The 12204-nt window shown below is 63.3% G+C and carries 10 protein-coding genes; 4 read left to right on the top strand and 6 right to left on the bottom strand.

The window, feature by feature from the left end:
* The first annotated feature begins 17 nt into the window (after positions 1 to 17).
* On the top strand, positions 18 to 167 hold the full coding sequence (locus NX02_RS32250) for a hypothetical protein (protein ID WP_158013936.1): 150 nt from the start codon (positions 18 to 20) through the stop codon (positions 165 to 167).
* 41 nt (positions 168 to 208) lie between these two features.
* On the opposite strand, the gene NX02_RS05885 is transcribed toward NX02_RS32250, so the two are convergent.
* On the bottom strand, positions 209 to 1720 hold the full coding sequence (locus tag NX02_RS05885) for a CoA-acylating methylmalonate-semialdehyde dehydrogenase (protein WP_025291265.1): 1512 nt from the start codon (positions 1718 to 1720) through the stop codon (positions 209 to 211).
* Between the two features lie 62 nt (positions 1721 to 1782).
* Here NX02_RS05885 and NX02_RS05880 point away from each other — a divergent pair, with 62 nt between their 5' ends.
* The gene (locus tag NX02_RS05880; protein WP_039996436.1) at positions 1783 to 2691 is read left to right on the top strand and encodes a LysR family transcriptional regulator; all 909 of its coding nucleotides are present in this window, start codon (positions 1783 to 1785) and stop codon (positions 2689 to 2691) included.
* A 345-nt stretch (positions 2692 to 3036) separates the two neighbouring features.
* Here NX02_RS05880 and NX02_RS05875 read toward each other — a convergent pair whose 3' ends face one another.
* Both NX02_RS05875 and NX02_RS05870 read right to left on the bottom strand, forming a co-directional pair.
* Positions 3037 to 4515, bottom strand: coding sequence for a sulfatase (locus tag NX02_RS05875; RefSeq protein WP_039996435.1), 1479 nt, complete (start codon positions 4513 to 4515; stop codon positions 3037 to 3039).
* A 509-nt stretch (positions 4516 to 5024) separates the two neighbouring features.
* Positions 5025 to 6992 carry a glycoside hydrolase family 3 protein gene (locus NX02_RS05870; RefSeq protein WP_245648773.1) on the bottom strand — a complete coding sequence of 656 codons (1968 nt, stop codon included), beginning with the start codon at positions 6990 to 6992 and terminating at the stop codon, positions 5025 to 5027.
* Between the two features lie 160 nt (positions 6993 to 7152).
* On the opposite strand from NX02_RS05870, the gene NX02_RS05865 reads away from it, so the two are divergent.
* Both NX02_RS05865 and NX02_RS05860 read left to right on the top strand, forming a co-directional pair.
* Positions 7153 to 8643 (top strand): sulfatase family protein, encoded by a 1491-nt coding sequence (locus NX02_RS05865; protein ID WP_025291261.1) that lies wholly within the window; start codon positions 7153 to 7155, stop codon positions 8641 to 8643.
* Between the two features lie 104 nt (positions 8644 to 8747).
* A complete protein-coding gene (locus NX02_RS05860) occupies positions 8748 to 9797 on the top strand; it encodes a LacI family DNA-binding transcriptional regulator (protein ID WP_053000605.1) in 1050 nt (349 codons plus the stop codon).
* 21 nt (positions 9798 to 9818) lie between these two features.
* Here the strand turns inward: NX02_RS05860 and maiA are convergent, their stop codons facing one another.
* Genes maiA through gtdA form a run of 3 tightly spaced genes read right to left on the bottom strand, consistent with a single transcriptional unit; the run spans position 9819 to position 12203 of the window.
* Positions 9819 to 10454 (bottom strand): maleylacetoacetate isomerase, encoded by a 636-nt coding sequence (maiA, locus tag NX02_RS05855; protein ID WP_025291259.1) that lies wholly within the window; start codon positions 10452 to 10454, stop codon positions 9819 to 9821.
* Positions 10447 to 11142, bottom strand: coding sequence for a fumarylacetoacetate hydrolase family protein (locus NX02_RS05850; protein ID WP_025291258.1), 696 nt, complete (start codon positions 11140 to 11142; stop codon positions 10447 to 10449). Before NX02_RS05850 ends, maiA begins: the two co-directional genes overlap by 8 nt.
* Positions 11139 to 12203 (bottom strand): gentisate 1,2-dioxygenase, encoded by a 1065-nt coding sequence (gene gtdA / locus NX02_RS05845; protein ID WP_025291257.1) that lies wholly within the window; start codon positions 12201 to 12203, stop codon positions 11139 to 11141. The genes NX02_RS05850 and gtdA overlap by 4 nt, the downstream gene beginning before the upstream one ends.
* Position 12204: the final 1 nt, after the last annotated feature.

Below are 12204 nucleotides of genomic sequence, written 5' to 3'. Positions count from 1 at the left end.
CCAATGGGCGTGGCAGCGTGTTCACCTATGACCGCTTCACCACCGTCGATGTGAGGGCGCGTATCCGGCAAACGGCGAACGACAAGTCCCGGGTCGAGGCGGCGAACATGTTCGCCATCGCCTACGACCTCGAGCGCACGCTCAACATTCTTGCGATCCCAGCATGAACATTGGCCCCATCCCAGCCAAGATGGGGCAGGCAGGACACTCAACCCATCGTCGGAATGACGAACGCGTTGCCGCCGTCGGGCGACCCGTCGGGCCAGCGCTGGGTCACCGTCTTCACCTTCGTGAAGAACTTGACCCCCTCCATGCCGTGCTGGTTGGTGTCGCCGAAGGCCGAGCGCTTCCACCCGCCAAAGGTGTGATACGCCACCGGCACCGGGATCGGCACGTTGATCCCGACCATCCCGACGTTCACCCGCGCCGCGAACTCGCGCGCGGCATGACCGTTGCGCGTGAAGATCGCGACGCCATTGCCGTACTGGTGATCGCTCGGCAGCTTCACCGCTTCCTCGAAGCTCCCGGCGCGCACCATCTGCAGCACCGGACCGAAGATCTCCTCCTGGTACGTGCGCATCTGCGGCGTCACCCGATCGAACAGTGTCGGGCCGATGAAGAAGCCCTGCTCATGCCCCTGGAGCGAGAAGCCACGGCCATCCACCACCAGCTCGGCACCCTCGTCGACGCCCATCTGGATATAGTTCTCGATCTTCGCACGGTGCGCCGCGGTTACGACCGGGCCGTAATGCGCCTCGGCATCGGTCGACACGCCCACGCGCAGCGCATCGATTGCGGGAAGCAGTTTCGCGCGCAGAGCATCGGCGGTCTTGTCGCCCACCGGCACCACCACAGGCAGCGCCATGCAGCGCTCGCCCGCCGAGCCAAACGCCGCGCCGGCCAGATCGTTGACCACCTGGTCGAGGTCCGCGTCGGGCATGACGATGCCGTGATTCTTGGCTCCGCCCATCGCCTGCACGCGCTTTCCGGCCTCCACCCCGCGCCGATAGACATAATGCGCGATGTCGGACGAGCCGACGAAGCTCACCGCCTTGATCTCGGGATGATCGAGGATCGCATCGACCATCTCCTTGTCGCCCTGCACCACTTGCAGCACGCCCTCTGGCAGGCCTGCCTCGAGCATCAGTTCGGCGAGGCGCACCGGTACGCTCGGGTCGCGCTCGCTCGGCTTGAGGATGAATGCATTGCCGCATGCGATCGCCACGCCGAACATCCACATCGGGATCATCGCCGGGAAGTTGAACGGGGTAATCCCCGCCACCACGCCCAGCGGCTGGCGCATCGAATAGACGTCGATGCCGGGCCCGGCACCCTGGGTATATTCGCCCTTCAGCACATGAGGGATGCCGCAGGCGAACTCGATCACCTCCAGCCCGCGCTGGATGTCACCCCTGGCGTCGGCGACAACCTTGCCATGTTCGGACGAGAGCAGATGCGCCAGCTCGTCCATATTCTTTTCGATCAGCGCCTTGAAGTTGAACATGACGCGCGCGCGGCGCTGCGGGTTGGTCGCTGCCCAGCCGGGCTGGGCCCTGAGCGCATTGGTCATCGCCGCATCGAGATCGGCCTGCGCGCCGAGAGTCACCTGCGCCTGCACCGCGCCGGTATTGGGGTCGAATACGTCCGCCCGACGCGTACCCGTCCCGGCCGTCGCCGCATTGCCGATGAAGTGCGAAATCTCACGGACCGCCGTCGCCATCTCAGTCTCTCCTTCAGGCGAGAGTGATGCGCCTTCACACCTCATGCCGGCAACCCATCGACATGCAGGTCGAGTCTGCATATTTGCAGGTGATGGACTGGAGCGACCTGCCGATCTTCCTTGCGATCGCACGCACCGGCCAACTCACCAAGGCCGCGCACGCGCTGGAAATCGATGCGACCACCGCGGGCCGTCGCCTGCGCCGCCTCGAACGATCGCTCGGCGAACGGCTGTTCGAGCAAGGCCCTGACGGCCAGTCGCTTACCCCCGCCGGAGAACGCCTGCTGACTCAGGCGCGGGCGATGGAGCGTGCCGCCGCCGCGATCGGCAGCCGCGACGCAGGCGGCCCGGTGCGCGGTACGATTCGCGCGAGCGTATCCGAGGGCTTTGGCACCTGGTTCGTCAGCCGGCATCTGGGCGAACTCGCGGAGGCGCATCCGGGACTTGCCGTCGATCTTGTCGCCACCAGCGGCTTCCTCAATCCGACACGGCGCGAGACCGATGTCGCGGTGCTGCTCGCCCGGCCCCGCCGTGGCCCGCTGCTCACGCGGAAGCTCGCCGACTACGGCCTGCGCCTCTACGCGTCGCGCGCCTATCTCGCTGCGCACAAACCGGTCGTCACGCCCGATCAGCTCCGCGAGCATCGTCTGATCGGCTACGTCCCCGACATCATCTATGCGCCCGAGCTGCGCTATCTCGACGAGATCCCCGGCGCTCCCGAGCCGCAGCTCCGCTCGTCCAGCATTAATGCTCAGTACCGCATGACCACGGCGGGCGCAGGCATCGCCGTGCTCCCCTGCTTCATCGGCGATGCGGATCGCAAGCTGGCACGCGTCATTCCAGATATCCGTATCCGCCGAAGCTTCTGGCTGGTGACGCATGAGGAGACGCGCCATTTTCCGCACGTCGCGGCGTTTGCCGGCTGGCTCGCCGCGCTCGCCGCGCGGCATCGCACCGAACTGGAGGGTTAACGCTCAAGTGCCGCAACAAACCGGCATATGTCTTCAAACCAACGGGACCGTCCTGCCGGATAATTGAACCATTTGCCGCAACACCTGCTTCATGCATCTCGGCAAGGAACTGGTCGAGCGCTTCTCCGGAACCCCTCAATCCGAGCGCCTTTCGCGGTCGCGCGTTCACGGTGTGGGCCACTGCTTCAAGTTCATCTGTCAATTTTCGGCTGAAATCGATTCCTTTGGGGAAGTATTGGCGTAGCAGCCTAACCTGATGTCCGCGGAACCGGGTGCAGCTCGGAAAGTCCCGCACCTTTACAGGTTCACGGCCCGATCGCTCAAGCTCCGCCATGACGTCGGGCATCATTCCGCGCCGCCGACGCCGTAGCGTGGACCGGACGACGCCGCAGGCAAAAGCGCCTTCAATCGGGCGACAACGCCCGCATAGCGCGGATCAGACGCGAGATTGGACGCTTCTCGAGGATCCCGATCCTCATCGTAGAGTTCCGCACCAAGATTGCCCTGCTCCCACTCAGTGTAACGCCAGCGATCGACGCGAACGCTTCGACCGCCCTGCACCTGGCTGAACGCTGGATGCCCCCATGCTTCCGACGCGGGTTTTTGCAGGAGGGGTTTCAGGCTGCGGCCTTCGAGCCCTTCCGGCTTTGGCAGCCCGGCAACGTCCGCCAGGGTTGGATAAAGGTCCACCAGTTCGACCATCTTCCTCGAAATGCGCCGGTTTCCTTTCGCACCGGGCATGTTGATGATGAGCGGCACGTGGACCGATCCCTCGAACAGCATCTGCTTTTCCCACTGGCCGTGCTCGCCAAGCAGGAAGCCATGATCGCTGGTGAAGACGATGATGGTGTTTCGATCCAGCCCAAGCGGCTTCAACGCATCGAGCACGCGCCCGACCTGTGCGTCCATGAAGGAGGTGGCGGCATAATATGCGCGCACGAAGCTGCGCTGTTGATCGGCCGTCAGGTTCATGTTCTGAAATCCGACAAGCCCGTATGAAGCAGGCAGCACCCGGGCCAAATGAGCCCGATCCTCGGGCCGATAGTCAATCTTGGCCAAAGGATACATGTCGAAATATTTCTTGGGGGCAACTTCCGGAACATGGGGGCGATAGAAGCCGGCGGCGATGAAGAATGGCTTGTCCCGATGCTGCTTGAGCATGGCAATGGTTTCGGACGCGACCTTTCCGTCGGTCTGCTCCTCGTCCGCGCCTTCATCCGCCAGGAAAGCGAGCGCGCTTCCCAATCTTCCTGAAGGGTGAGGATTGAGGATAGTCATCCGGCCGTCCCGTTCGTTGATCTTGTCGCGGCCCGCCGGATTGACCACCTGATCCCACGATCGCTTGTCATCGGGGCCGCTGGTGCCGATGTCTCCGGGGACGCCCTGATGGAAAATCTTGCCGACTCGCCCAGCGAAATAGCCGTTCCGGCGAAAATACTCCGGCAGGGTCACGACGTCCGGCATGATGTCTCGGAACTTGGTCTTTAAATCCCACACCCGCGTCGTGTCAGGCCGCCGTCCCGTCAAAAACGAAGCGCGGCTCGGTCCGCACCAGGGATATTGTGCGTAAGCGTTGGCAAAGTTGACCGATCGCCGCGCAAGCCGGTCAAGATTGGGTGTGCGCACATCCTTGAACCCTGTCGCACTCGTCCGCGTGTTCAGATCGTCCGCGATGAGGAAAAGGACATTCATGGGTTGCCGCTGCGGCCGCGATGGCGCTTCGGCCTTGGCCACGGCAGGCTGCGGCAGCGCACAGGGCGTTAGCATTAGCGCCATCACCCCCGCCTGAACGCAAAAGCGGCACCTCCGCTTTCCATCAGTCATGCTTCATCGATCCTTGCTGACCGAGACGGGATCTGGCCAAACCTTCGCAAACCCGCATCGGCGGTGAAAGCCCCGGCAAAGATCTTCCCCGTCGGCAGCGTCACGACGGCAGTCGGACCGTGACGGACCAGCGCAGTGGAAGGGCAGTCTCCCACCAGGCAGGGGACAGGAGCGCCGAATTGAGCGGCGCTATCGGCCGGAGCCGGCCCCGCAGACCCAAGCCAGCGCCCTTTTCCGGTCCGACCTATAAAGAGGCGGCCACAAGTGTCGTGCGTTGTGGCAGCCCATGACAAACGCCTTCCCCATGACGCCAGGAGGCGCCAATGCTCTGCCGAAATGCGGTTTGCCGTTCGGACGTACCGAAATCCCCGGCGCACCTTTGCGGGGACAATGTAGCGGTAATTTGCAGAGACAGCTGCCGCTTGTGGCCTTCGCACACATCTGCTTGTCGTTGCCCCCGTGCGCGATGCAAACAATTCTGCGCCATCGCAGGTCGTTTCGAACTCAGGTCATTCGCTGACATGCCCACTGCGCGCTTTCAAACAAAGCCCCTCGCCTCTCCGCATGAGCGCCCGTTCATCATCCGAGATGTCGGATCGCTGCCGCTCGACCGCGGACATGGATTCTGGAAGAGAGAATGGCAGGCGCCCGCAGACCCCGCTCCGGCCCGATATGATGTCGAACAGCGCCGCATCGCTGGTGCCGAAATTGACGAGAATAGCCCTGGTATATGGCAGGAGATCCGTCAGCACGGCCGGTCGATCCATCTCCACCGCCAGAATTACGGGAACGTGGGAGGCCGCCTGCTTAACCGCGGCCACCGACGGATCTCCGGCGCGAAAGTCCAGCCGCCCCTCATGCTGCCGCGAGCCGAAAAAATGATAGGGGTGCAGCTTTTCATAGGGTGCGGCAGTACGTACCAGTGCGATTTCGGCGTCCGCTGGATCGTTCACGACCGTGTAGCCCGCCGCCTGTGCACCGCGCGCATCGACGCCGTAGAGCCAGATTTTCGTCTGGTGCCGCAACGGTATCAGTCCGTCTACGTTGCGCAGCAGGATCTGGCTTTGCCGCTGCGCCATATCTGCTTCGTGCTGCCATTCGGAATTGCCCACGAGTTTTCCAGCAGCCTGCTCGTCGACATAGGGTGTGTCGAACAGCCCGAGGCGAAACTTCAGCGACAAGATGCGTCGCGCCGATTCGTCGATGCGCGCCTCCGTAATCACGCCGCTGCGCACCGCCGCGAGGATGGGTACGGCCTCGTCCACGCCCCCGAATTGGTCGATACCGGCATCGATGCCCTTTGCGAAGCGTTGGGTAACGGTCAGTTTCTCGACGCCCCAGGGCATGCCGATGGTCGCTGGCATTTGCGGATGTTTCGCGCTTGGCGCCACGCAGTCATCCGGGCAGTCGCGCGTGATCGACCAGTCCGATACGACGATACCCCGATAGGCTTTTTGTCCGCGGAGAAGACCGGACAAGAGCTGCTTGTTGAAACCGGCACCGACCGGTTCGACCGGCTTTCCGGCTATCCTGACGTCATGCAGAGCAACATAGGTCGGCATGACGCCCTCGCTCCTGGCGGCAAGCGGGCCATCGAACGCGCGGACATGGTCGGCGAAGGACGCGTCGCTCAGGGTGACGTTGCGGCCATAATGATTGTGACCGTCAAATCCTTCCGGCTCGGCGCCATAGCCGACCCAATGCTTCACGACCGTCGCGACGCCGTCGAGCCTGACACCGGACGTGCCCCCTTGGAATCCTTCGACATAGGCACCCGCAAGACGGGAGATGGTCTCGGAATCGGAACCGAACGTGGCTGAAAAGCGCGACCAGCGTGGTTCGCTGCCAACGTCGGCCTGCGGAGACAGCGCCATATGGATGCCGACCGCGCGATACTCCTGTCGCGCGATGTCGCCGAAGCGACGGACGAGATTGGCGTCCCCGAGCGCTGCGAACCCCAATGTGTCCGGCCAAAGTGTGAAGCTGCCTCCGGTCGTGCTGGCACCCAATGTCGCCTGGAAATGGTGACGCGGGTCGGTGCTGATCGTGACCGGAATGCCGAGGCGCGTGCCCTCGGCCAGTTTCTGCACCATATTGTTCTGATGGGCGAACGCCGCAGGCGCCACCACCAGGCGCGTGATGAAGCTGTTGATCTTGCCGTCTTCGATCATAGCCCGCACGCGCGGCATGTCATAACCGGTCGACGATACGCCGATCGCCGAGCCTTCCGCCCGCAAGCTCGCATGAACCATCAGGCCGACTTTCTCCTCGATCGTCATCCGTGCGATCAGGTCATCGACACGCTCCTCGACCGACAGACGCGCGTCCTCGTAGCGATCGAGCAGGCCGTTCCGGTTGAGGTCACGCCATTGGACAGCTTCCGAGGACGCACCGGCCGGCGGGGCGACCGATGCCAGCAATCCTGCCACCGCCATCGGACCCAATCGGAAGCGCCCATGCTGCGCCGTCCAGATCATAACTCTCCCCCCGTTTATGCCAAGCGATTTGATGTAGCGCTATATTGATTATGCCCGCGAAGTGGGCAAGACTGCATTTTGACACGGACGCAGCATTTGGAACGGCGGACCGAGCGGCGCCACAGCGTGGTGCCAGGGACTGACGATCAGAGAGGACGGGATGATAAATCAACGCAAGCGCCGGTTCCTGCAGGCGAGCGCGGCTGCCGCCGTCGTGGCTGCGCTTCCAGGCTATGCACACGCTGTAGACTATGTGAAGCGTGACCCGCGCAAGCGCCACAATCTGCTGCTTATCACCTCCGACGATGTGGACTGGTCAGCACTGGGGTTCATGAACGGACGGCGCGGCCTCACGCCCCATCTCGACGGGCTTGCAGCGCAAAGCCACGTTTTCGGGCAGGTGCGGACCGTAGCGCCGATCTGCATGCCTTCGCGGCAAGCGTTCATGAGCGGCCTTCTGCCGCATAGAAATGGCGGCAACGGCTTCTTCCCGATGCGGGAGGGGACGCCGACGTTGTGCTCGGCGCTGTCAGCCGAAGGCTATTACTGCGCCGCCAGTCACAAGATCGGACATATGCAGCCTGCCTCCTCCTTCCCCTGGGACATGAAGCAGGAGGGCAAGGACCGCCATCCCATGGTCCATGCCGACATGCTTCGCCTGGCCGTCACAGAGGCGCAGGCCCAGTACAAACCCTTCTTCATCAACTGCAACATCAACGACCCCCATCGCCCCTTTTATGGTAGCGAGGACGCGAGGGAACTGGATCACGAACAGACCGGCCCATACCGCATTCCGCATCCTCTCAAGGCGGGGCAGGTGCCCGTTCCCGGAAATCTCGAAGACCTGCCCGACATTCGCGAGGAGATGGCGCAATATTGGAATTCGGTGCAGCGGATGGACATTGCAGTTGGCAACATCCTCAAGGCGCTGAAGAAGAGCGGTGCCTGGGATGACACGATCATCCTGTTTGTAGCGGATCACGGCATGCCGATGCCCTTTGCCAAGGCGAGCGTGTATGACCATGGCATCCGCACGCCAGTACTGCTGCGCTATCCCGGCATGGCCAAGCCGAGGCGTTTCGACATGCTTGCGACCAATCTTGACATCCTTCCGACGCTGATCGAACTGCTGCAGGCAAAGCCGGTCCCAGGGCTGGACGGGCGATCCTGGGTTCCGATGCTGAACGGGGAAGCGGTGCGGGACACGCCCTTTATCATGTCCTATGTCGATTATGTGTCGAGCGGCTTCCTGTATCCGTCGCGCACCTTGCAGGACAGGCGCCACGCTTTCCACTACACCGCCTGGGCAAACGGCAAGACAGAGCTCAAGATCGAAAGCATGTGGGGCCTCACCTACCCGGCCATGGCAAAGGCGGCAGAAACGGACGCGCGCATCGCAGCGCGGGTGAAGCAATATGTGATGGGCTATCCAATGGCGCTCTACGATCTTGAAGCCGATCCGGGCCAGCGGCGCAATTTGATCGACGACCCGGCGTACAGGACGAAGGCAGACCAGATGAAGCGGCTGATGCTGGGCGAGATGGAGCGGACCGCCGATCCGCAACTCGAGAATTTCCGCACGTCACTGGCAGGCGGCACGCCGGTGTTGATGCAGGAACCGGCGAAATATCGGATTCGCAGTGGCGACTGACCGGCCGGCGGGCGTCGGTCGAAACCGGTACGAATTGCGGACCCGGGAATACTCCGGACTGTCGCGCTTACGACATTTCTCTCCGCCAGCAGATCAGGGACGACATGACAACGCAGGATAACGGCCGCAAGCGACGGCGCGGCGCAAAAGGCCCCACTATCGCTGCCGTTGCGCGCCACGCCGGCGTATCGGCCATGACCGTCTCCAATGTCATCAACAACAAGAGCTTCGTCAATCCGGCCGCGCGGGAGGCGGTGCTCGAGGCCGTCAAGGCGCTGAACTACACGCCCAATTCCGCCGCCCGCAGCCTGGCCGCGGCCAAGACGATCCGTATCGGCCTGCTCCATCGCGACATCGACAGCGCCCTTTTGAGCGCCATGCTGGTCGGCAGCTTGCGCGCGACATCGCGCCTTGGCGTTCAACTGGTGCTGGAAATCTACGACTTTGCCGATCCCATTGGCAGTGTCGAGAAAGTGTTGCGGAACGGAATAGACGGACTGCTGCTGCCGCCGCCGATTTGCGAGGTGGCCAGCGCGGCCGGATTACCGGACCGGCACGATGTTCCCATGATCGGTCTCGCACCGGGAGGGGACCTGCGCAATATGGATTGCGTACGCATAAATGACGAGCAGGCGTCCTACGAGTTGACGCGCATGCTGCTTGAGAAGGGCCACCGCCGGATCGCCATCGTTACGCTCCCCACGGCCCTTGTGGCCGCGTCGCGTCTCAGGGGGTATCTGCGCGCGCTTGGCGATGCGGGGGTCGTGGCGGACATGGACCATGTGTGGGAAGCGTCGCCGACCTTCGAGGCAGGGCTGGCGCTGGCGGAACGCGTGCTCGAAGGCCGGCCGGATTTCACGGCCGTCATCGCGGGCAATGACGACATGGCTGCCGCCTTTGTCAATGTGGCGCTGCGGAACAAGCTTTCGGTGCCGGATGACATTTCCATCACCGGCTTCGACGATACGCCCATCGCAGTGAAGATCTGGCCGGCGCTGACGACCGTGCGCCAACCGCTCGCCCTGATAGCGGAAAAGGCGGCCGAGCGGCTGGTCGCAACCGTGCGCAAGGAAACGACCGACCCGTCGCCCCGAACGATCTACGTCGATTTCATGATGGTAGAGCGCCAGTCCGTCGGACCGCCACCCGCCTGACCCAGCCCGGGTCGTCCCGCATCATTCCGCGTCGGGCTGCCGGGCGGGAAGAGCGGCTGCGAATGCCGGCAGGACGTTGCACGCTGCTTCAACCGCTTCGATCCGCGGGAAGTCGATGCGCGCGCCGAAACGGCGGGCGTTGCCGAGTTGTGGAATGAGGCAGATATCGGCGAGCGTTATCCGGTCGCCGAAGCAATAGGGGCCGCCGCGGCCGGCGATGAGCCGTGAGCAGGCTTCGATGCCCGTCTCGATAACCTCGCGTGCCCAGTCGCTGGCGGCATCTTCGTCCAGTCCGCGTTGCCCGAGCATGCGCAACACCCTGAGGTTCTGGAGCGGGTGGATGTCGCACGCCACCGCCTGCGAGAAGGCGCGCACATGCGCCCGTTCGATCGGATCGGCGGGCAGCAACGGCGGCTCAGGGTACAGTTCGTCCAGATATTCGCAGATGGCGAGGCTTTGCGTCAGGGTCGCCCCCCCTACCTCCAGCGACGGCACCAGCCCCTGCGGATTGAGCGCCAGATAGTCCGGCGAACGCTGCTCACCCGCCCGGAGACGGTAAGTCCGATCCGTCCGGTCAAGACCCTTCAGTCCCATGACGATCCGAACGCGCCATGCTGCCGAGGATCGCCAGAAGCCGTGGAGGATCATGTCAGTCATCCGCCACAGGCATGATCTTCACCTTCGTGTCGGTCAGGCCATCGATCGACACGACGATCTCGTCACCCGGAACTACGGCGCCGACGCCCGCAGGCGTACCCGTGTAGATAAGGTCGCCCGGCTCCAGACGATAGGCGCGCGACAGGAAGGCAATCAGGTCCGGCACCGGATGAATGAAGTCGGCAAGGTCGGCCTGCTGCTTCACGTCGCCGTTGACGGTAAGGCGGATGGCACCTGCCGACAGCTCGCCGGTTTCGCCGATGGGGTGAATAAGGCCGAGCGGTGAAGACTGCTCGACGTTCTTGCCCCCATCCCATGGACGCCCCTTTGCCCGCGCTTCGAGCTGAAGGTCGCGACGGGTCATGTCCAGACCAGTGGCATAACCGTAGATATGCTTGGCCGCGCGATGCATCGGGATGTCGCGCCCGCCCGTTCCGATGGCAACGACCAGTTCGGCCTCATAATGATAGTTGCCTGTCATCGAAGGGTAGGCGATCGGCCCGCTGGGCACCACTGTTTCGGCCCATTTGGTGAAATAGAAGGGCGCTTCCCGGTCGACTTCCACGCCCATTTCCTTGGCATGGTCGGCATAGTTGCGGCCGATGCAGAATAGGCGGCGGACCGGATAGTCATGGCCATCACTGGTCTGTGCGAGGATCGGAGGCTGCGGATCGAACAGAAGGGTCAATGATTGTACTCCCGATAGAGGTCCAGCTTCAGCTGCGAAGCTTTGTCGGAATAGCCGAACAATATCGTCTGCGGCCGCGCCTGAAAGCGGTGAGGCACCCACGAGGGCACAACCGCCAGATCGCGCGGTCCGAGCAGCATTTCCTGCTCGCCCAGCAGCAGCGTCGCCTCACCCTCAACCACCACGAAAACGGTGCCGTCGGTCGACTGACGGGACCGCGTCTCGAAGCCGGCGGGGAGCAGGCGCACATGCGCCGATATGGTCGACAGGATCGGGCCGCCATCGGCCGGATTGAGAAATTCGAGCGCATGGCCCAGATGCGGGTCGATCTCGGCGCTGGCCGCCATCCCCTCCAGCGCGGGACACCAGTCGGCATAGCGATAGTGGAACAGCGGCCGCGCGGCCGGGCGACGATCGGCGACACGACCACGCATGGGACGCATATTATGGCCGTAGCGGGCAAGCGTGTCGCCGGGCGGTACGGTTTCAGGATGAGCGGCGACGTCGAGCCGTTCGGCAAAGCTTGCGTCGAATAGGCGGACGATCGGGATGTCGAGGCCATCAAGCCAGATCATCGGCTGTCCCGTCTGGTTGCCATGGTCATGCCGCTGGCCACCCGGTGTCAGGACAAGATCAAAGGGCTGCATGACCGCCCTTTCACCGTCCAGCGCAGTGAACGCGCCGCTTCCCTCCATGACGAAGCGCAGTGCATTCTGCGTGTGGCGATGGCAGGGCGCGACTTCGCCGGGCAAAACGAGTTGCAACCCGGCATATAAGCTGGGCGTGATCGCCGAGAGACCCGGCAGGCCGGGATTTTCCATGATCAGCACGCGACGTTCGGCCTGCTCGGCACTGATGATGTCGCCTGCACGCATCAGATAGTCGCGTACTTCCTCATAGCTCCAGCGCCATGGCCGGGCAGGCGACCGGGGTTCGGGGAGGACCAGGGCGTGAAGGCTTTCCCAAAGCGGCAGCAGCCCCTTGGGTTTCATGGCCGCATAGAGCGCGTCCAGCTGCACGCGCTGTTCGTTCGCGCCGTGGCCTCGATCGTCACTCGTCACG

Origin of the sequence: Sphingomonas sanxanigenens DSM 19645 = NX02, from assembly GCF_000512205.2 — a bacterium.
GTDB lineage: Bacteria > Pseudomonadota > Alphaproteobacteria > Sphingomonadales > Sphingomonadaceae > Sphingomonas_D > Sphingomonas_D sanxanigenens.
This window is presented reverse-complemented; position numbering and strand designations above follow the sequence as displayed.

Excerpts from the sequence above, each read along its gene's own strand:
- NX02_RS05885 (WP_025291265.1), bottom strand. The coding sequence starts at position 1,720 with ATGGCGACGGCGGTCCGTGAGATTTCGCACTTCATCGGCAATGCGGCG.
- NX02_RS05880 (WP_039996436.1), top strand. The coding sequence starts at position 1,783 with ATGCAGGTCGAGTCTGCATATTTGCAGGTGATGGACTGGAGCGACCTG.
- NX02_RS05875 (WP_039996435.1), bottom strand. The coding sequence starts at position 4,515 with ATGACTGATGGAAAGCGGAGGTGCCGCTTTTGCGTTCAGGCGGGGGTG.
- NX02_RS05870 (WP_245648773.1), bottom strand. The coding sequence starts at position 6,992 with ATGATCTGGACGGCGCAGCATGGGCGCTTCCGATTGGGTCCGATGGCG.
- NX02_RS05865 (WP_025291261.1), top strand. The coding sequence starts at position 7,153 with ATGATAAATCAACGCAAGCGCCGGTTCCTGCAGGCGAGCGCGGCTGCC.
- NX02_RS05860 (WP_053000605.1), top strand. The coding sequence starts at position 8,748 with ATGACAACGCAGGATAACGGCCGCAAGCGACGGCGCGGCGCAAAAGGC.
- maiA (WP_025291259.1), bottom strand. The coding sequence starts at position 10,454 with ATGACTGACATGATCCTCCACGGCTTCTGGCGATCCTCGGCAGCATGG.